General features: G+C 58.6%; 20 protein-coding genes. 16 read left to right on the forward strand and 4 right to left on the reverse strand.

What is annotated here, in order from left to right; translation table 11 throughout:
* Positions 1-16 precede the first annotated feature (16 nt).
* From metG to DKB71_RS27985, 8 genes are all read left to right on the forward strand, one after another.
* Positions 17-2,068, forward strand: coding sequence for a methionine--tRNA ligase (metG, locus tag DKB71_RS27950; RefSeq protein WP_408598763.1), 2,052 nt, complete (start codon positions 17-19; stop codon positions 2,066-2,068).
* Between the two features lie 201 nt (positions 2,069-2,269).
* Complete coding sequence (locus tag DKB71_RS27955; protein WP_408598765.1) at positions 2,270-2,839, forward strand: Rnf-Nqr domain containing protein; 570 nt, start codon at positions 2,270-2,272, stop codon at positions 2,837-2,839.
* The gene (gene rsxB / locus DKB71_RS27960; protein ID WP_408598767.1) at positions 2,836-3,846 is read left to right on the forward strand and encodes an electron transport complex subunit RsxB; all 1,011 of its coding nucleotides are present in this window, start codon (positions 2,836-2,838) and stop codon (positions 3,844-3,846) included. Before DKB71_RS27955 ends, rsxB begins: the two co-directional genes overlap by 4 nt.
* Entirely contained in the window at positions 3,833-4,819 is a 987-nt protein-coding gene (locus DKB71_RS27965; RefSeq protein ID WP_408598769.1) for an RnfABCDGE type electron transport complex subunit D, read from the forward strand. The genes rsxB and DKB71_RS27965 overlap by 14 nt, the downstream gene beginning before the upstream one ends.
* Entirely contained in the window at positions 4,816-5,427 is a 612-nt protein-coding gene (locus tag DKB71_RS27970; RefSeq protein ID WP_408598771.1) for an RnfABCDGE type electron transport complex subunit G, read from the forward strand. The genes DKB71_RS27965 and DKB71_RS27970 overlap by 4 nt, the downstream gene beginning before the upstream one ends.
* A complete protein-coding gene (locus DKB71_RS27975) occupies positions 5,420-6,007 on the forward strand; it encodes an Rnf-Nqr domain containing protein (RefSeq protein WP_408598773.1) in 588 nt (195 codons plus the stop codon). Before DKB71_RS27970 ends, DKB71_RS27975 begins: the two co-directional genes overlap by 8 nt.
* 25 nt (positions 6,008-6,032) lie before the next feature.
* Complete coding sequence (gene nth, locus DKB71_RS27980) at positions 6,033-6,671, forward strand: endonuclease III (RefSeq protein ID WP_408598775.1); 639 nt, start codon at positions 6,033-6,035, stop codon at positions 6,669-6,671.
* A 106-nt stretch (positions 6,672-6,777) separates the two neighbouring features.
* The gene (locus DKB71_RS27985; protein ID WP_046819033.1) at positions 6,778-6,957 is read left to right on the forward strand and encodes a PA3496 family putative envelope integrity protein; all 180 of its coding nucleotides are present in this window, start codon (positions 6,778-6,780) and stop codon (positions 6,955-6,957) included.
* 90 nt (positions 6,958-7,047) lie between these two features.
* Here the strand turns inward: DKB71_RS27985 and DKB71_RS27990 are convergent, their stop codons facing one another.
* Positions 7,048-7,674, reverse strand: a complete 627-nt coding sequence (locus tag DKB71_RS27990; protein WP_008057539.1) for a response regulator transcription factor — start codon at positions 7,672-7,674, stop codon at positions 7,048-7,050.
* 516 nt (positions 7,675-8,190) lie between these two features.
* On the opposite strand from DKB71_RS27990, the gene DKB71_RS27995 reads away from it, so the two are divergent.
* Positions 8,191-8,964: a hypothetical protein gene (locus tag DKB71_RS27995; protein WP_408598779.1), complete on the forward strand. Its 774-nt coding sequence runs from the start codon at positions 8,191-8,193 to the stop codon at positions 8,962-8,964.
* A 69-nt stretch (positions 8,965-9,033) separates the two neighbouring features.
* Here DKB71_RS27995 and DKB71_RS28000 read toward each other — a convergent pair whose 3' ends face one another.
* Positions 9,034-10,251, reverse strand: coding sequence for an argininosuccinate synthase (locus tag DKB71_RS28000; protein WP_020799894.1), 1,218 nt, complete (start codon positions 10,249-10,251; stop codon positions 9,034-9,036).
* Between the two features lie 129 nt (positions 10,252-10,380).
* Entirely contained in the window at positions 10,381-11,286 is a 906-nt protein-coding gene (locus tag DKB71_RS28005) for an OmpA family protein (RefSeq protein WP_323628758.1), read from the reverse strand.
* Positions 11,287-11,445: 159 nt separating this feature from the next.
* Between DKB71_RS28005 and pyrC the strand changes: the two genes are divergently transcribed.
* Positions 11,446-12,492 carry a dihydroorotase gene (gene pyrC / locus DKB71_RS28010; RefSeq protein WP_408598782.1) on the forward strand — a complete coding sequence of 349 codons (1,047 nt, stop codon included), beginning with the start codon at positions 11,446-11,448 and terminating at the stop codon, positions 12,490-12,492.
* Positions 12,489-13,166: a ribonuclease T gene (gene rnt, locus DKB71_RS28015; RefSeq protein WP_274074222.1), complete on the forward strand. Its 678-nt coding sequence runs from the start codon at positions 12,489-12,491 to the stop codon at positions 13,164-13,166. Before pyrC ends, rnt begins: the two co-directional genes overlap by 4 nt.
* Before the next feature lie 151 nt (positions 13,167-13,317).
* Here rnt and DKB71_RS28020 read toward each other — a convergent pair whose 3' ends face one another.
* Positions 13,318-13,920, reverse strand: a complete 603-nt coding sequence (locus DKB71_RS28020) for a peroxiredoxin (protein ID WP_008057532.1) — start codon at positions 13,918-13,920, stop codon at positions 13,318-13,320.
* Positions 13,921-14,225: 305 nt separating this feature from the next.
* Between DKB71_RS28020 and DKB71_RS28025 the strand changes: the two genes are divergently transcribed.
* From DKB71_RS28025 to DKB71_RS28045, 5 genes are all read left to right on the forward strand, one after another.
* Positions 14,226-14,444 carry a bacterioferritin-associated ferredoxin gene (locus DKB71_RS28025; protein ID WP_008057530.1) on the forward strand — a complete coding sequence of 73 codons (219 nt, stop codon included), beginning with the start codon at positions 14,226-14,228 and terminating at the stop codon, positions 14,442-14,444.
* 198 nt (positions 14,445-14,642) lie between these two features.
* Entirely contained in the window at positions 14,643-15,119 is a 477-nt protein-coding gene (gene bfr / locus DKB71_RS28030) for a bacterioferritin (RefSeq protein ID WP_274074221.1), read from the forward strand.
* A 200-nt stretch (positions 15,120-15,319) separates the two neighbouring features.
* Positions 15,320-16,222 (forward strand): chemotaxis protein CheV, encoded by a 903-nt coding sequence (locus DKB71_RS28035; protein WP_408598785.1) that lies wholly within the window; start codon positions 15,320-15,322, stop codon positions 16,220-16,222.
* A 27-nt stretch (positions 16,223-16,249) separates the two neighbouring features.
* Complete coding sequence (locus DKB71_RS28040) at positions 16,250-16,708, forward strand: GNAT family N-acetyltransferase (RefSeq protein ID WP_408601166.1); 459 nt, start codon at positions 16,250-16,252, stop codon at positions 16,706-16,708.
* A gap of 87 nt (positions 16,709-16,795) precedes the next feature.
* On the forward strand, positions 16,796-17,110 hold the full coding sequence (locus DKB71_RS28045) for a hypothetical protein (protein ID WP_046819024.1): 315 nt from the start codon (positions 16,796-16,798) through the stop codon (positions 17,108-17,110).
* Positions 17,111-17,164 lie beyond the last annotated feature (54 nt).

Raw genomic sequence — 17,164 nt, forward strand, 5'->3', positions numbered from 1 at the left:
CAAGTAGCCGAGCCCCATGTCCGAGCCACGCAAGATCCTCGTCACCAGCGCCCTGCCCTATGCCAATGGTTCGATTCACCTCGGCCATATGCTGGAGTACATCCAGACCGATATGTGGGTGCGCTTCCAGAAGCACCGCGGCAACCAATGCATTTATGTCTGCGCCGACGACGCCCACGGTTCGGCGATCATGCTGCGCGCGGAAAAGGAAGGCATCACCCCGGAACAACTGATCGCCAACGTCCAGGCTGAACACAGCGCCGACTTTGCCGAGTTCCTGGTGGACTTCGACAACTTCCACTCCACTCACGCCGAAGAAAACCGTGAGCTGTCGAGCCAGATCTACCTCAAGCTGCGCGACGCCGGGCACATCGCCCAACGCTCGATCACGCAGTATTTCGACCCGGAAAAGAAAATGTTCCTGGCCGACCGCTTCATCAAGGGCACCTGCCCGAAATGCGGCACTGAAGACCAGTACGGCGACAACTGCGAAAAATGCGGCGCGACCTACGCACCGACCGACCTGAAGGATCCGAAGTCGGCAATCTCCGGCGCCACCCCGGTGCTCAAGGATTCCCAGCACTTCTTCTTCAAGCTGCCGGACTTCCAGGAAATGCTGCAGACCTGGACCCGCAGCGGCACCCTGCAGGACGCCGTGGCGAACAAGATCGCCGAATGGCTGGATGCCGGCCTGCAACAGTGGGACATCTCCCGCGATGCGCCGTACTTCGGCTTCGAGATCCCCGACGAGCCGGGCAAGTACTTCTACGTCTGGCTGGATGCACCAATCGGCTACATGGCCAGCTTCAAGAACCTTTGCGACCGTACGCCGGAGCTGGACTTCGACGCGTTCTGGGGCAAGGACTCGACCGCCGAGCTGTACCACTTCATCGGCAAGGACATCGTCAACTTCCACGCCCTGTTCTGGCCAGCGATGCTCGAAGGCGCGGGTTACCGCAAGCCGACCGGCATCAACGTGCACGGCTACCTGACCGTCAACGGCCAGAAAATGTCCAAGTCCCGTGGCACCTTCATCAAGGCCCGGACCTACCTCGACCACCTGTCGCCGGAATACCTGCGCTATTACTACGCGGCCAAGCTGAGCCGTGGCGTCGACGACCTCGACCTGAACCTCGAAGATTTCGTGCAGAAGGTCAACTCCGACCTGGTTGGCAAAGTCGTCAACATCGCCAGCCGTTGCGCCGGGTTCATCAACAAGGGCAATGCCGGCGTGATGGTCGAGACCAACGCCGCGCCGGAGCTGACCGAAGCGTTCCTGGCGGCCGCGCCAAGCATCGCCGACGCCTATGAAGCCCGCGACTTCGCCCGCGCCATGCGCGAGATCATGGGCCTGGCCGACCGCGCCAACGCCTGGATCGCCGACAAGGCACCGTGGTCGCTGAACAAGCAGGAAGGCAAGCAGGATGAAGTCCAGGCCATCTGCGCCACCGGCGTCAACCTGTTCCGTCAACTGGTGATCTTCCTCAAACCGGTACTGCCGCTGCTGGCCGCCGATGCCGAGGCGTTCCTCAATGTTGCGCCACTGACCTGGAACGATCACGCGACCTTGCTCGCCAACCATCAGTTGAACGAGTTCAAGCCGTTGATGACCCGTATCGACCCGGTCAAAGTGCAAGCCATGACCGACGCCTCGAAAGAAGACCTGACCGCCAGCCAGACCGACACCGGCGAAGCCACACCAGCCGGTAATGGCGAGCTGGCCAAGGATCCGCTGTCGCCGGAAATCGAGTTCGACACCTTTGCCGCGGTTGACCTGCGCGTCGCCCTGATCGTCAAGGCCGAACACGTGGAAGGTGCGGACAAGCTGCTGCGCCTTACCCTGGACATCGGTGACGAGCAACGCAACGTGTTCTCCGGCATCAAGAGCGCCTACCCGGACCCGTCCAAGCTCGATGGTCGCCTGACCATGATGATTGCCAACCTCAAGCCACGGAAAATGAAGTTCGGCATTTCCGAAGGCATGGTGATGGCAGCCGGTCCTGGCGGTGAAGAAATCTACCTGCTCAGCCCTGACAGCGGCGCCAAGCCTGGTCAGCGGATCAAGTAAGGCACTGCGGTAAACCGATCCCACAGTCGCGCCTGGCGCGACTGTGGGATTTTCATGTCTGGCCCATACTATTACTGAACTCGGGCATTACTTGTAGGAGCTGCCGCAGGCTGCGATCTTTTGAATTTGCTTTGAAAAAGATCAAAGATCGCAGCCTGCGGCAGCTCCTACAGGGTTATCGAGCAACGGATACGGACGATCATGACCGAAACCCTGCTTACGCTTATCGGCACCGCCCTGCTCAACAACCTTGTGTTGCACTGGCCGCTGGGTGTGGATCCGCTGCTGGCCAGCGAACGTCGCCAGGTCCATGCCCTGGGCATCGCGACGACCTGCCTGATGCTGATTACCGGGGTGCTCGGCTATGCGCTCTATCACTGGTTGCTGATGCCGCTGGAGATGACGGCGCTGCGCCTGTTTGTGTTTCTGCCATTGAGCGTGCTGCTGATCGGCCCGTTGTTGCAGCTGCTGGCACGGGTGTTTTCGACATTGTCCTTCGAAGGCCTCTGGCCTTTGCTGCTGTGTAATGCCGGGGTGCTCGGCGTGGCATTGCTCAACGCCCGGGAGGACAAGGGATTTTTTCACGCCACAGCCTTGAGCCTCGGTGCCGGGCTGGGCTTCTGGCTGGTACTGAGCCTGTTCAACGACCTGCGCCAGCGCACACTTGATAACGATGTGCCCCTGCCCTTTCGCGGCCTGCCGATCGACCTGGTCGGTGCCGGCCTGATTGCAGTGGCCTTTCTCGGATTCAGCGGACTGATCAAAACATGAGTCTGATTCAACGCATCGACGCCCTCTTGCCGCAGACCCAATGCGGCAAGTGTGGCCATCCCGGATGCAAGCCGTACGCCACCGGCATTGCCAACGGCGAGCCGATCAACAAGTGCCCGCCCGGCGGCAGTGAAACCATCCACGCCCTGGCCGAACTGTTGCACGTACCGGTGCTGGAGCTGGACGTCAGTCGCGGCTCGGCCCCGGCGCAGATTGCCTATATCCGTGAGGCCGAATGCATTGGCTGCACGAAATGCATTCAGGCCTGTCCAGTGGACGCCATCGTCGGCGCGGCCAAATTGATGCACACGGTCATCATCGACGAATGCACCGGGTGCGACCTTTGCGTGGCGCCTTGCCCGGTGGACTGCATCGAAATGCATCCGCTGCCATTGAACAGCGTGCTGCCGATTGTCGGTGGCCTGGCTTTCAGCCTGGAGGAGCAACGGGCACGCGCCGCCAAGCGCGATCATGCGCGGCGCCGTTTCGAGCAGCGCAACGCCCGCTTGCAGCGTGAAGAACAACAAAAAACCGCCGAGCGCGAGGCCCGTGGGCAACGGGTCGTCCAGCCCAGCGAAACGATCCTCGACCCGGTACAGGCAGCGCTGGAACGCGTCCGCGCGCAAAAGGCGGCGAATGCCGATGCGGCCCTGAAAAAAGCCAAGATCGACCTGGCGATGAGCCGGGCGCAGTTGAACAAGTCGCTCAAGGCCTTCGGTCATCCGCCGACCTTCGAACAGCAATCGCAGTTGATTGTCCTGCAACAGCAGTTCGAAGCCGCTGAGCAGGCTTTGGCCCAACTGGAACGCAGTGCGCCACCTACCCCGTCACCCGTCGCGGCTCCGGCGCAGGACGCCGAGCTGAAACGCGCAAAAATTCAGCTGGCCATGCGCCGCGCCGAACTGAAGAAAGCCCAGGCCAGCGCAGCACCCGCCGAACAAATCGAAGCCCTTGAGCGGGCCCTGAGCGAAGCCGAACGCCAGGTGGATGCCCATGCCGCCCCTTGAACCGGTCGACGAGCGCCTGCAACAGACGATGAAACTGGTTCTGCTGGCGACGTTGCCAGGGATGCTGGCGTTATTCTGGTTCTACGGCTGGGGGGTGTTGCTCAACCTGATACTGGCAGGCGTCAGTGCGCTGGCCGCGGAAGCGGCGGTGCTGCGATTGCGCAAGCGAGCACTCAAGCCGACCTTGAGCGACGGCAGCGCCCTGGTCAGTGCCACGCTACTGGCCCTGGCCTTGCCGCCCTACTGTCCCTGGTGGCTGACGGTCAGTGCTGCCGCGCTGGCCATGGTGTTCGGCAAGCACCTGTATGGCGGGGTCGGCAGCAATCCGTTCAATCCGGCGATGCTCGGTTTCGCCTTGGTGATGGTGACGTTTCCGCAACAGATGACCCAATGGCCTGCCTCCCAGGGCATGGACCTGTGGGGTGGTGTGCAGCAAGTATTCGGTGTCGGCCAAAGCCCGGACGCCTGGGTCCGGGCCACGGCACTGGACAGCCTGCGGATCAACAAGAGCCTGACCATGGACGAACTCTTCTCGGCCAATCCGGCCTTTGGGCGTTTCGGCGGTCGCGGTGTGGAATGGGTAAGCCTGGCCTACCTCGCCGGTGGCGCGTTTTTGCTGCAACGCCGAGTGTTCAGCTGGCACGCGCCGGTCGGCATGCTCGCCAGCCTGTTCGTCATCAGCCTGTTGTGCTGGAACGGTTCGGGCTCAGACTCCCATGGTTCGCCGCTGTTTCATCTGCTCACCGGCGCCAGCATGCTGGGCGCATTCTTCATCGTCACTGAACCGGTATCCGGCGCCAAAAGCCCCGGGGCGCGACTGCTGTTTGGTGCAGGGGTCGGGTTGCTGACCTATCTGATTCGCACCTGGGGCGGTTACCCGGACGGCGTGGCCTTTGCCGTGCTGTTGATGAACCTCTGCGTACCGGCGCTGGAGCGGCTGGTCGCAGCCAGGCAGGAGCGGATCGCACCATGAGCCGAGCGTCGAGCGCCGCCATCCTCGCGTTACTCACCGCCCTCGGAGCGGGCCTGACCTATCTCGCGCAACACAGCAGCGCGCCACGGATTGCGGCTGAGCAGCGCCTGATCGACAGTCGTTACCTGCTCGACCTGCTACCGCCTGACAGCTACGACAACCAGCCGCTGGACCAACCGCTCACGCTCGACAACACCGCGCTGGGCAACAGCACGCTGCTGACGGGTTATCGGGCGACCAAGGCCGGCCGAGCCTATGCCGTGCTTTTACGCAGCCAGACCCTGGGCTACGCGAGCACCATCGATTTGCTGATCGCCATCGATCTCGACGGCAGACTGCTGGGGGTCAAAACCCTCAAGCAAACGGAAACCCCGGGGCTCGGCGCACGAATCGCCGACTGGCCCAATACCTGGCTTGCAGCCTTTTCCGGCAGGTCGCGAACCGATCCGGGCGACAATGGTTGGGCCTTGAAAAAGGACCAGGGGCAGTTCGACCAGATTGCGGGAGCGACCATCACCTCAAGAGCGGTGGTCAATGCCACCCATGACGCCTTGCGTTATTTCGATGAGCACCGGCCCTCACTGCTTGGGAGCCCCTCCGATGAGTAATCCATTGCGGTTGCAGAACACCTTGATGCTCGTGCCGCTGATTGGCGCCACCGACTCACTGGTGAATGCCCTGGGCCTGTGGTTGCTGTTCATTGTCGTGATCAGTGGGTTCGGCCTGTGCATGAACGCCTTGCGATCGCGCCTGCTCCCGGCGACCCACTTGTCGGCCAGCGTGCTGCTTGCCGCAACGCTGACCAGTTGCGCAGAACTCGGCGCGCAGGTCTGGTCGCTGCAATGGCACCAGCATGCCGGGATCTATACCGGCTTGATCGCCTTGCAATGTGTCGTACTGGAGCGCTCCGATTTCTTCCAGAGCCCCTGGCGAGAGCGCTGGCGTCTGTGCGGCCTGTTCGGCGCATCGATGGCGGCCATGGGCCTGCTGCGTGAACTCATCGGTTACGGGACACTGGGCAACCACCTACCCTGGCTGGCTGCTGTAACGCACGCGGATTGGCCGGGCTGGGTACTGGCCGCTGACGGTGGCCTGCGCCTGGCCACCCTGGCCCCCGGAGGTTTCATACTGCTGGGATTGCTGATCGCCGCCTGGCAAGCCTGGCACCGCCCGACACGCTCAAACTGACTGCCTTCGAGGAAACGCTTCGCCCATGAATGCCGCAAAACGTCTGGAAATTTTCCGCAGGCTGCATGAAGACAACCCAGAACCGAAGACCGAACTGGCCTATTCCTCACCCTTTGAATTGCTGATTGCGGTGATTCTTTCCGCGCAATCGACCGATGTCGGCGTGAACAAGGCCACGGCAAAACTGTTTCCGGTTGCCAATACTCCGGCGACGATTCATGCCTTGGGGGTCGAAGGATTGTCGGAATACATCAAGACCATCGGCCTGTACAACAGCAAGGCAAAAAACGTGATCGAGACCTGCCGCCTGCTGGTTGAGCGTCATGCAGGCGAAGTGCCGCAAACCCGTGAGGAACTCGAGGCGTTGCCTGGCGTTGGCCGCAAGACCGCCAACGTGGTGCTCAATACTGCATTCCGCCAGTTGACGATGGCCGTGGACACTCACATTTTTCGGGTCAGCAACCGCACCGGCATTGCGCCCGGCAAGAATGTGGTTGAGGTCGAGCATAAATTGATGAAATTTGTGCCAAAGCAGTACCTGCTCGACTCCCATCACTGGCTGATCCTTCACGGACGTTATGTTTGCCTGGCCCGCAAACCTCGCTGCGGCAGCTGCCGGATCGAAGACTTGTGCGAATACAAGCACAAGACCTCGGACGATTGAGCCGCTATTGGGTTTATCAATATATCGATTGAAAAAATCTTTTTTACCCGTCGCAGGATTGTCGATATAAGGAGCCCCAAAGGCCTTCTTCGCCTGGAGTAACTAAATGAGCACTGGCAAAGAGCAATTGGATGTAGATGACGACTTCACCCCCGTAGAGGCTGATGATGCCGAGCCGGTGGTTGAAGTAGCGAAAACCAACCTGAGCAAGCGCCGGACCATCGACAATCTGCTGGAGGAGCGCCGACTGCAAAAGCAATTGGCCGATTACGATTTTGACTTGTAAAACCTAAAAGCCTCCCGAAACGGAGGCTTTTTACCAAGTGCCGAACCGCGATCAACGCTCGCCTGGTGTACTCCGTCAGAGGCAGGCTCATCATGCCAGACCATTACGCTGGGCCAGTTCAATCAGATCGACCAGGGAGCGCGCATTGAGCTTTAACAGTAGTCGGGTCTTGTAGGTACTGACGGTCTTGTTGCTGAGAAACATCCCATCAGCAATCTCTTTGTTAGTCTTGCCCCGGGCCAACTGCTGTAGCACCATCATTTCCCGCCCTGAAAGACGATCCACCATATCGGCTTCACTGGCGTTGCCAAGACTGGCACGCACAGTGTGCAAGGCCTGATTTGGAAAGTAACTGTAGCCTGACAATACCGCCTTTATTGCACTGAGCAACTCCGTGAGGTCCTGTTGTTTACAAACATATCCGGCGGCTCCCGACTGCATGCAGCGCATGGAAAAATGCCCAGGTGACTGGGACGTCAATATCAGCACTTTCATCGGCATCGCAGCCGAGGTCAGTCGTGCAATGACTTCCAGTCCATCGAGCTTAGGTATTCCAATATCCAGGATAACAATGTCCGGCATGTATTCACGGGCTAGTTGTAATGCATCCACACCATTATCTGTTTCTGCAATGACTTCGTAGCCATGACGCTCCATCAGCATTCGTACCGCAAGACGAATGACGGGGTGATCATCCACAATCAGCACTTTATTCATGGGCAAGTCCAATTTCGCTGTTCGAATTTTTAGAGCCCGCACAATAGCCTAGTCGTTTCCCCCCTGGCATGTCGCCTCCCCCAACCACTTGCACCGAGAGACATTCCCTACAAAATTCACAGATTTTTCCTACAAAAAATCGAGTAAATCGTTAGGCAGAAAACTTTTTTTGAAGTCTTGACTTTCCAATTGCGATTACTTTTTTGTATCGACCTGCAACGAAAAAATGAGCGGAGTTTTATTTTCAGACAGCGATCAGACATGTGCCGCCCTACCCAACCGCGCAAAGGTAATTGGGATAATCCAATATCCACACTGACTCCAGAAATATCACACACAACTTATCCACTCGTTCTTACAGCAAAAATCACCCCATCATCGATTATAAGAAAACCGTAAACAAGAAAACGCCTACCCGACATCAAATAAATCAAAAAACAGAAACCATGGATGCCCAACATGCGTTAGATGGATTAAATTCAAACCAATCAAGCAATAGCTATCGAGGAATTGAAAATGGACAGGATTAAAAAAAGAATAAACAACCCCATGACAGTGATTGCCATATTCGCAACACTGTCTGAAACATCAGCTGCGATTTCACTGCCCTTTCTTGATGATGATGATAGAGACATCTACGTCTGGTTCCTGATCAGCTTTCCTTTTTATCTGCTGTTGCTATTCTTTGTCACTCTCAACTTCAACTATCGATCGCTTTACGCCCCCTCCGACTTTGAGAAGGGAAAACATTTCATAAAAGTCATGGACGGTCTCGAGCAATCCGAGAACAAGAAGACTCGAAAGTCCCCGACCAGGGCATCGGGCACTGGCGACCAATCCACTCGCCGCCCATCGAAAGCACAAGACCCACCTTCAGCAACAGTTTCTGCCAACGCCCTTTCGGCGCATCACCACGTACGTCTACCCGAACGATTGAAGGACCTGTATGTGATTGATGCACGCAAGATGACAGACCAGGCCGAGTTCAGCCATTTGTTGGAGAGCATCCAGATCGAACCGGGAAAAGCTGCACGTGCAGTGGTGTTCCTCACCTGTACCGAGTCGGATTCAAAACTGAGGGAAAGCGCAGCCGCTCCTTCAAAACACGTGAAGAAACATTGCCGCACAACGTTCTGTGCTGCCTACAATTTAAATTCACAGGGTTTGACGGTCATTGACCAACATTTGCCCATCGACGCACGGCAACCCGAAGCGTTTGACGATCGATCAGAAGGGAATGATGAGAGGAGTCATAGCAAGGCGGGAAAGAACACTGATACGGGCAGGTAGCAACTCCCCCCCTTTTAAATGTGCGGCCCTGTCGACGACCGGGCCACACATTCCATTACGTCAAAGGTTTCAGAAAAGCTTGCGACCTTTGTTCGCCGCGATGCGCATGCGCAAGGCGTTGAGCTTGATGAAGCCCGCTGCGTCGGCCTGGTTGTAGGCGCCGCCATCTTCTTCGAAAGTCGCAATGTTGGCGTCGAACAACGACTCGTCTGACTTGCGACCGGTGACGATCACGTTGCCCTTGTACAGCTTCAGGCGCACAACGCCATTCACGTGAGCCTGGGACGCATCGATCATCTGTTGCAGCATCAGACGCTCAGGGCTCCACCAGTAACCGGTGTAGATCAGGCTGGCGTACTTGGGCATCAACTCGTCTTTAAGGTGAGCCACTTCGCGGTCCAGGGTGATCGATTCGATCGCACGGTGGGCGCGCAGCATGATGGTACCGCCAGGAGTTTCGTAGCAGCCACGGGACTTCATGCCCACGTAACGGTTCTCGACGATGTCCAGACGGCCGATACCGTGTTCGCCACCGATACGGTTCAGAGTCGCCAGCACGGTGGCCGGGGTCATTTCGACGCCGTCCAGCGCGACGATGTCGCCATTGCGGTAGGTCAGTTCCAGGTACTGCGGCTTGTCGGGAGCCTTCTCCGGGGAGACGGTCCAGCGCCACATGTCTTCTTCGTGCTCGGTCCAGGTGTCTTCCAGCACGCCACCTTCATAGGAGATGTGCAGCAGGTTGGCATCCATCGAGTACGGGGATTTCTTCTTTCCGTGACGCTCGATCGGGATCGCGTGCTTTTCAGCGTAATCCATCAGCTTTTCACGGGACAGCAGGTCCCATTCGCGCCACGGAGCGATCACTTTCACACCTGGCTTCAAGGCGTAGGCGCCCAGTTCGAAACGAACCTGGTCGTTACCCTTGCCGGTGGCGCCGTGGGAAATGGCGTCAGCACCGGTTTCGTTGGCGATTTCGATCAGGCGTTTGGCGATCAACGGGCGAGCGATGGAAGTACCCAGCAGGTACTCGCCTTCGTAAACGGTGTTGGCGCGGAACATCGGGAAAACGAAATCGCGCACGAACTCTTCGCGCAAGTCGTCGATGTAGATCTCTTTCACGCCCATGGCTTGAGCCTTGGCACGTGCAGGTTCGACCTCTTCGCCCTGACCCAGGTCAGCGGTGAAGGTCACCACTTCACAGTTATAAGTATCCTGCAGCCACTTGAGGATCACCGAAGTGTCCAGGCCGCCGGAATACGCCAGAACGACCTTGTTTACGTCCGCCATGCCATCACTCCACGGGGTTCTACGGAAAGCCGTCAAGTCTACCGCCCGCGCAAGATAATTTACAGTGGCGCGACAGCTTATGACGACGAAGCGACAGATTATGTCGAGAGCGCGACGATGACCAAGGGGTCAGGAAGTTGCTGAAGCGGCCGGCTTCGTCGCTTGGGGTGCCACCTGCTCCGCGGGGGCTCCGCGCTCCAGGCGTATCGCTACCCGGCGGTTTTTCGCGCGGTTGGCGTTGCTGATGTTGGGGGCCAGGGGATAACGCTCGCCATGGAAACGCAGGGTGATTTGCGATTCCTGGACGCCATTGGCCTTGAAGAAGTCCATCACCGCCAGCGCCCGACGCCGTGACAGGTCACGGTTGGTCAGGCGGTTGCCGCTGTTATCGGAGTGGCCGTCAAGCTCGATGCGATTGACCGTCGGATCGGCTTTCATGTACTCCAGCATGACTTGCAGCCTGGCCTTGGCGGCCGCATCCAGATCGATACCGCCACCGGGAAAGCCAATCTGGGATTGCTTGACCTGATCGAAGTTCTGCGGCAGCAACTTGGCCACGCAGCCCTGATACTCGGCAAATGCCTTGGTGAACCGGACCGGCAACAAGCGCACCTCCGACACCCGGCCATCGCCCGAGGCGTGGCGGACCACAGGACTGCGTCCGTCGATCAGGCCGCTGATCAAGCGTGCGGCCTGGGCCTGGGAGCTGTTGAAGAGGATGTTGCCGCTGCCGATTCTTACCGTGCCCAGGTTGATATCACCGCGTCCCGGCTGCCAGGGTGCAGCGGCCGCCAGCAAGGTGGCAGAACCACCGCCCATCATTGCGTTGTAGGCATTCAAACGAAACGTCGCCTGTTCCCCGGCGCGCCGCACGAATTCACCCGAGCCGAAATCGGTGATCGGCTGAGTCAGCCGGCATTCGAATTTGTCGCCTTCGACCGTCCACTCGATGCTCTCCAGGCGAGTCTGGAAAGTGAGTGCCATCGCGGGAAGGCTGGCAAACACGCTGAGCAAGGCTAAATAACGCTGGCGCACGGGAGGCTCCACTGGCTTCTACGACAAAAAGACCGACACACAGATGTTCACGGCATACCTGTTGGATATCGGAAGCTTCCCGTAAAACTTGATAGCGAGTGCCTGCAAGAGTCTTTTCCGGTAGCATTCCCTTCAGTTTGACCCGCCTGGAATCCCCTCATGTCCGACCGCCTGACCCTGCTGCGTCCCGACGACTGGCATATTCATCTTCGCGATGGTGCCGTGCTGACCAATACCGTCGCGGATGTCGCGCGCACCTTTGGCCGCGCCATCATCATGCCCAACCTGGTACCACCAGTGCGCAATGCGGCTGAAGCCGACGGCTATCGCCAGCGGATTCTCGCTGCTCGCCCGGCCGGCAGCCCGTTTGAACCGCTGATGGTGCTGTACCTCACCGACCGCACCCAGCCTGAAGAAATTCGCGAGGCCAAGGCCAGCGGTTTCGTTCACGCCGCCAAGCTGTATCCGGCCGGCGCGACCACCAACTCGGACTCGGGCGTCACCAGCATCGACAAGATCTTCCCGGCCCTGGAGGCCATGGCCGAAGTCGGGATGCCTTTGTTGATCCACGGTGAAGTCACCCGCGGCGATGTCGACGTGTTCGACCGCGAAAAAATCTTCATCGATGAGCACATGCGCCGTGTGGTCGAGCGTTTCCCGACCCTCAAGGTGGTGTTCGAACACATCACCACCGCTGACGCCGTGCAGTTCGTCAACTCGGCTTCGGCCAACGTTGGCGCGACCATCACCGCGCATCACTTGCTGTACAACCGCAACCACATGCTGGTGGGCGGGATTCGGCCGCACTTCTACTGCCTGCCGATCCTCAAGCGAAATACCCACCAGGAAGCGCTGCTCGACGCCGCCACCAGCGGCAGCGAAAAGTTCTTCCTCGGCACCGACTCGGCGCCCCACGCCCAGCACGCCAAGGAATCCGCCTGCGGCTGCGCCGGTTGCTACACCGCTTATGCGGCGATCGAGATGTACGCCGAAGCCTTCGAACAGCGCAACGCGCTGGACAAACTCGAAGCCTTCGCCAGCCTCAACGGCCCGCGTTTCTATGGCCTGCCGGCCAACACCGATCGCATTACCCTGGTCCGCGAAGAATGGACCGCCCCGACCAGCCTGCCGTTTGGCGAGCTGACCGTTATCCCGCTGCGCGCCGGTGAAAAACTGCGCTGGCGCCTGCTGGAGGAACACGCGTGAGTGAAGACCATTTCGACGACGAACAGGAAGGTCAAGGCGGTGGCGGCGGTTCCCGTCACCCAATGGCCGCCAGGTTCCGTGGCTACCTGCCGGTTGTCGTCGACGTAGAAACCGGTGGTTTCAACTCGGCCACCGACGCCTTGCTGGAAATCGCCGCGACCACCATCGCCATGGATGAAAAGGGTTTTGTGTACCCGGATCACACCTACTTCTTCCGGGTCGAGCCGTTTGAAGGTGCGAACATCGAAGCGGCCGCCCTGGAGTTCACCGGGATCAAGCTCGATCACCCGCTGCGCATGGCCGTGAGCGAAGAGTCGGCGCTGAACGATATCTTCCGCGGCGTGCGCAAGGCGCTCAAGGCCAACGGTTGCAAACGCGCGATCCTGGTTGGGCACAACAGCAGTTTCGACCTGGGCTTCCTCAATGCCGCGGTCGCGCGCCTGGACATGAAACGCAACCCGTTCCATCCATTCTCCAGTTTCGATACCGCGACGCTCGCCGGCCTGGCCTATGGTCAAACCGTGCTGGCCAAGGCCTGCCAGGCTGCCGATATCGACTTCGACGGGCGCGAGGCGCACTCGGCCCGCTACGACACCGAGAAGACTGCCGAGCTGTTCTGCGGCATCGTCAATCGCTGGAAACAAATGGGCGGCTGGGAAGACTTCGGCGACTGATTCGTTTGTAGGAGCTGGCTTGTCGGGTCGCAGCGATGGCGGCATAACGGCTACCATCGCATCGCCAGCAAGCCGGCTCCTACAGGGTTCCAGACGTTTTTCGCGCATAAAAAAAACCGGCCCTGAGGCCGGTTTTTTTGTACCTGGTGCCTTACAACGCAGCAGCGTGCTCGGTCAGGTAAGCCGCAACGCCTTCTGGCGAAGCGTTCATGCCTTTGTCGCCTTTTTTCCAGTTGGCAGGGCAAACTTCGCCGTGCTCTTCGTGGAATTGCAGGGCGTCGACCAGACGCAGCAGCTCTTCCATGTTACGGCCCAGCGGCAGGTCGTTGATGATCTGCGAACGGACAACGCCTTTGTCGTCGATCAGGAACGCGCCACGGAAAGCAACGCCGTCAGCGGACTGAACGTCGTAGGCCTTCATGATTTCCTGCTTGATGTCGGCAGCCATGGTGTAACGCACTGCGCCGATACCACCATCGTTTACCGGGGTGTTGCGCCATGCGTTGTGGGTGAAGTGCGAGTCGATCGACACAGCGACCACTTCAACGTTGCGTGCCTTGAATTCGGACATGCGGTTGTCCAGAGCGATCAGCTCCGACGGGCAAACGAAGGTGAAGTCCAGTGGGTAGAAGAACACCAGGCCGTATTTGCCTTTGATGGCCGACGACAGGGTGAAGCTGTCCACGATTTCGCCATTGCCGAGTACGGCCGGTACGGTGAAGTCAGGGGCTTGTTTGCCTACGAGTACGCTCATTGGATATCTCCTGGTGTAGAAGCGTTAAGAACAAGGTTTGCGTCAGCCTGCCACCCTCAGGCGACAGCCCTGTGACACGAACCCGTTTCGAAAAGACCGGCCATCATACACTGCGTTTTTGACCTGTCCGTAACGGTTTCTCCCCTGGGCGTAAAAAAGGACGAAGGGTATTTCGGTTGACGGCGCGTCGCTGGTCAACCGTTCGTCAGGCCTGTCAAAAACCCCTTCCAAAGCACTTTGACAATCATTCTCGTTAACATTAAGATCCATCGCATTCGAGACATAAACAGCGACGGTTTTCACTTATGTATGTTTGCCTCTGCACTGGCGTCACCGACGGCCAAATCCGCGATGCGATCTATGAAGGATGCTGCAGCTACAAGGAAGTGCGCCAGGCCACCGGCGTTGCCAGTCAATGCGGCAAATGTGCTTGTCTGGCCAAGGAAGTGGTCCGCGAGACCCTGACCAAATTGCAAACGGCCCAGGCGGCGATCCCTTTTCCTGTTGAATTTACCGCCGCATAAATAACCGATTTCGAAGAACCGGACGCATGTCCGGTTTTTTTATGCCTGAAAATCAACTGCTTAGGCTCTAGACGCAGAACACAAACATTCTTATTCCGATTAATTTTCATATATTATTCAATAACTTAAGTTTGACACTCTTAGTTGTGCGGCTCAAACTCTGCCTTATAGACAGCTAATACAGGGCAGGACCCCATCATGAAAGGCGACGTTACAGTCATCCAGCATCTCAACAAGATCCTTGCCAATGAGCTGGTCGCGATCAATCAATACTTCCTGCATGCACGCATGTACGAAGATTGGGGCCTGAACAAGCTCGGCAAGCACGAGTACCACGAATCCATCGACGAGATGAAGCACGCGGACAAGCTGATCAAGCGCATCCTGTTCCTTGAAGGCCTGCCGAACGTCCAGGACCTGGGCAAGCTGCAGATCGGCGAGCACACTGAGGAAATGATCCAGTGTGACCTGCGTATCGAGAAGACCGGCCATGCCGACCTGAAAGCGGCGATCGCGCATTGCGAAACAGTCGGCGACTTCGGTAGCCGTGACCTGCTTGAAGATATCCTCGAGTCCGAAGAAGAACATATCGACTGGCTGGAAACCCAACTGGGTCTTATCGACAAGATCGGTATCGAGAACTACCTGCAATCGCAGATGGGCGACGACGAGTAAGTTCTACTGCGCCAGTCTTGATGCAAAACAAAGCCCCGCGCTCTTTTAAAGAGACGGGGCTTTTTTGTTTCAGTTTGCAAGGGTCTGCACAGCCCTGGGGATTTTTCCTAAAGCCTGCCCCCGACAAGTCGATAACCTGACATCGAAAGCTGTGGCTGATCCACGGATCGCCTCACCACCTTTTTCCACAGAAGGTTTTTATGTCCTCCACCAAAGCCCGCGCAGATTCACTTTCGCTTCTGCTGTTTACCTTGCGCAGTGGCAAGCTGATGGCGATCAACCTGCTCAAAGTCAGTGAAATCATCCCTTGCCCGCCACTGACCAAACTCCCCGAAGCGCATCCCCACGTCAAAGGCATCGCCACCCTGCGCGGCACCTCGTTGTCGGTGATCGATCTCAGCCGTGCCATTGGTGAGCGCCCGCTGGCAGATCCTGATGGTGGGTGCCTGATCGTCACGGACGTCAGCCGCTCCAAACAAGGTTTGCATGTACAGGCGGTGAGCAAGATCGTGCACTGCCTGACCACCGATATCCGTCCGCCGCCCTTCGGCTCTGGCGGTTCGCGCTCGTACATCACCGGCGTCACCTCGGTGGACGGCACCCTGGTGCAGGTGCTGGACATCGAAAAGGTCATCCATGGCATCGCCCCGGTGCCCATCGACACGGCGCCGACCGAGCTCAGCATGGAAGATGCCGAGACCTTGGGCAGCGCCCGCATCCTGGTGGTCGATGACAGTCAGGTCGCGCTGCAGCAATCGGTGCACACCTTGCGCAACCTGGGCCTGCAGTGCCACACGGCTCGCAGTGCCAAGGAAGCCATCGACTGCCTGCTGGACCTGCAAGGCACGGCCGAGCAGATCAACCTGATCGTCTCCGATATCGAAATGTCCGAAATGGACGGCTACGCCTTCACCCGCACCCTGCGTGAAACCCCGGACTTCGCGCACCTCTACGTGCTGCTGCATACGTCCCTGGACAGTGCGATGAACAGCGAAAAGGCGCGGCTTGCGGGCGCGAATGCGGTGCTGACCAAGTTCTCTTCGCCGGAGCTGACCAAGTGCCTGATCGACGCGGCCAAGGCTGTGGCCGAACAAGGTCATTGAGCCTTGGCCGAGCAATTCTGCTTTCTCATGCGGCGCTGTCTCGCTGACGCTGTGCCCGCCATCACTTGGCCCCAGGAGATCGTCCTGACCGGGTATCGTCCCGAACTTGCAGCAGAAGTTCATCGCTTGATGGCACTGGGTCACGCGCAAGGCGGCGGCCGCGTCCCGGGCCTGGACGTATGGCAACAGCGATTTGAAACCGATCCGGAATATGATCCGACACTGTGCTTCATCGCTCTGGATGCCTTGGGTATCGTTGGCGTCTGTCAGTGCTGGACCAGCGCCTACATCAAGAGTCTGGTGGTGCATCCACGGGCTCAAGGCCGTGGCTTGGGGCGAGCCTTGCTGCTCAATGCCTTCACCGAATTTCAACGGCGGCGCGAAGGCTACGTCGACCTGAAAGTGCTGGAAGGCAACCTTCGCGCACAGCGGTTGTATGAAAGCGCCGGGATGTATGTGGTGCGCCGGGAACCGGTTCCGGTCTGACCCGTCCCTCGCCGAACCGCGCGTTCGCCCCCCAAGCCTTCAGGCATACTCACACCTTGGCCAACCCCGCCCAAGGATCCCTGAACCATGAAAGCTGTCACCCTGACCTTCGCCTGCCTCACTGCCCTCGCCACCCAGGCCCACGCCTCCAGCCCCGAGGCCTGGGCCGCCTTCGACAAGGCCGTGCTCGCCAGTTGCACCAAGGCCAGCGGTCTGGCGAACGCCAAACCCGTCGGCAACGCCGCACAATTCGATGATCGGGTCGGCTACACCGCCCTGCTGCTGCAAGGCCAGTACCCGCAAAAGCACATGAAAGGCCAGCAAGGTACCGAACTGTGCCTCTACAACAAGAAAAGCAAAACGGCTTACGTGACCGAGTGGGACTCCATACGTGCAAACTGACACCGCTGTCAGTTAACAGTCACTTTCCTGACCGGGTCACGGGGCTATAACGTA

The organism is Pseudomonas sp. PLMAX (genome assembly GCF_046042685.1).
Lineage (GTDB): Bacteria > Pseudomonadota > Gammaproteobacteria > Pseudomonadales > Pseudomonadaceae > Aquipseudomonas > Aquipseudomonas putida_AE.

Bases quoted from the DNA above. Each gene is read 5' to 3' on its own strand.
- metG (WP_408598763.1), top strand. From the start codon at position 17: ATGTCCGAGCCACGCAAGATCCTCGTCACCAGCGCCCTGCCCTATGCC.
- DKB71_RS27955 (WP_408598765.1), top strand. From the start codon at position 2,270: ATGACCGAAACCCTGCTTACGCTTATCGGCACCGCCCTGCTCAACAAC.
- rsxB (WP_408598767.1), top strand. From the start codon at position 2,836: ATGAGTCTGATTCAACGCATCGACGCCCTCTTGCCGCAGACCCAATGC.
- DKB71_RS27965 (WP_408598769.1), top strand. From the start codon at position 3,833: ATGCCGCCCCTTGAACCGGTCGACGAGCGCCTGCAACAGACGATGAAA.
- DKB71_RS27970 (WP_408598771.1), top strand. From the start codon at position 4,816: ATGAGCCGAGCGTCGAGCGCCGCCATCCTCGCGTTACTCACCGCCCTC.
- DKB71_RS27975 (WP_408598773.1), top strand. From the start codon at position 5,420: ATGAGTAATCCATTGCGGTTGCAGAACACCTTGATGCTCGTGCCGCTG.
- nth (WP_408598775.1), top strand. From the start codon at position 6,033: ATGAATGCCGCAAAACGTCTGGAAATTTTCCGCAGGCTGCATGAAGAC.
- DKB71_RS27985 (WP_046819033.1), top strand. From the start codon at position 6,778: ATGAGCACTGGCAAAGAGCAATTGGATGTAGATGACGACTTCACCCCC.
- DKB71_RS27990 (WP_008057539.1), bottom strand. From the start codon at position 7,674: ATGAATAAAGTGCTGATTGTGGATGATCACCCCGTCATTCGTCTTGCG.
- DKB71_RS27995 (WP_408598779.1), top strand. From the start codon at position 8,191: ATGGACAGGATTAAAAAAAGAATAAACAACCCCATGACAGTGATTGCC.
- DKB71_RS28000 (WP_020799894.1), bottom strand. From the start codon at position 10,251: ATGGCGGACGTAAACAAGGTCGTTCTGGCGTATTCCGGCGGCCTGGAC.
- pyrC (WP_408598782.1), top strand. From the start codon at position 11,446: ATGTCCGACCGCCTGACCCTGCTGCGTCCCGACGACTGGCATATTCAT.
- DKB71_RS28020 (WP_008057532.1), bottom strand. From the start codon at position 13,920: ATGAGCGTACTCGTAGGCAAACAAGCCCCTGACTTCACCGTACCGGCC.
- DKB71_RS28025 (WP_008057530.1), top strand. From the start codon at position 14,226: ATGTATGTTTGCCTCTGCACTGGCGTCACCGACGGCCAAATCCGCGAT.
- bfr (WP_274074221.1), top strand. From the start codon at position 14,643: ATGAAAGGCGACGTTACAGTCATCCAGCATCTCAACAAGATCCTTGCC.
- DKB71_RS28035 (WP_408598785.1), top strand. From the start codon at position 15,320: ATGTCCTCCACCAAAGCCCGCGCAGATTCACTTTCGCTTCTGCTGTTT.
- DKB71_RS28040 (WP_408601166.1), top strand. From the start codon at position 16,250: ATGCGGCGCTGTCTCGCTGACGCTGTGCCCGCCATCACTTGGCCCCAG.
- DKB71_RS28045 (WP_046819024.1), top strand. From the start codon at position 16,796: ATGAAAGCTGTCACCCTGACCTTCGCCTGCCTCACTGCCCTCGCCACC.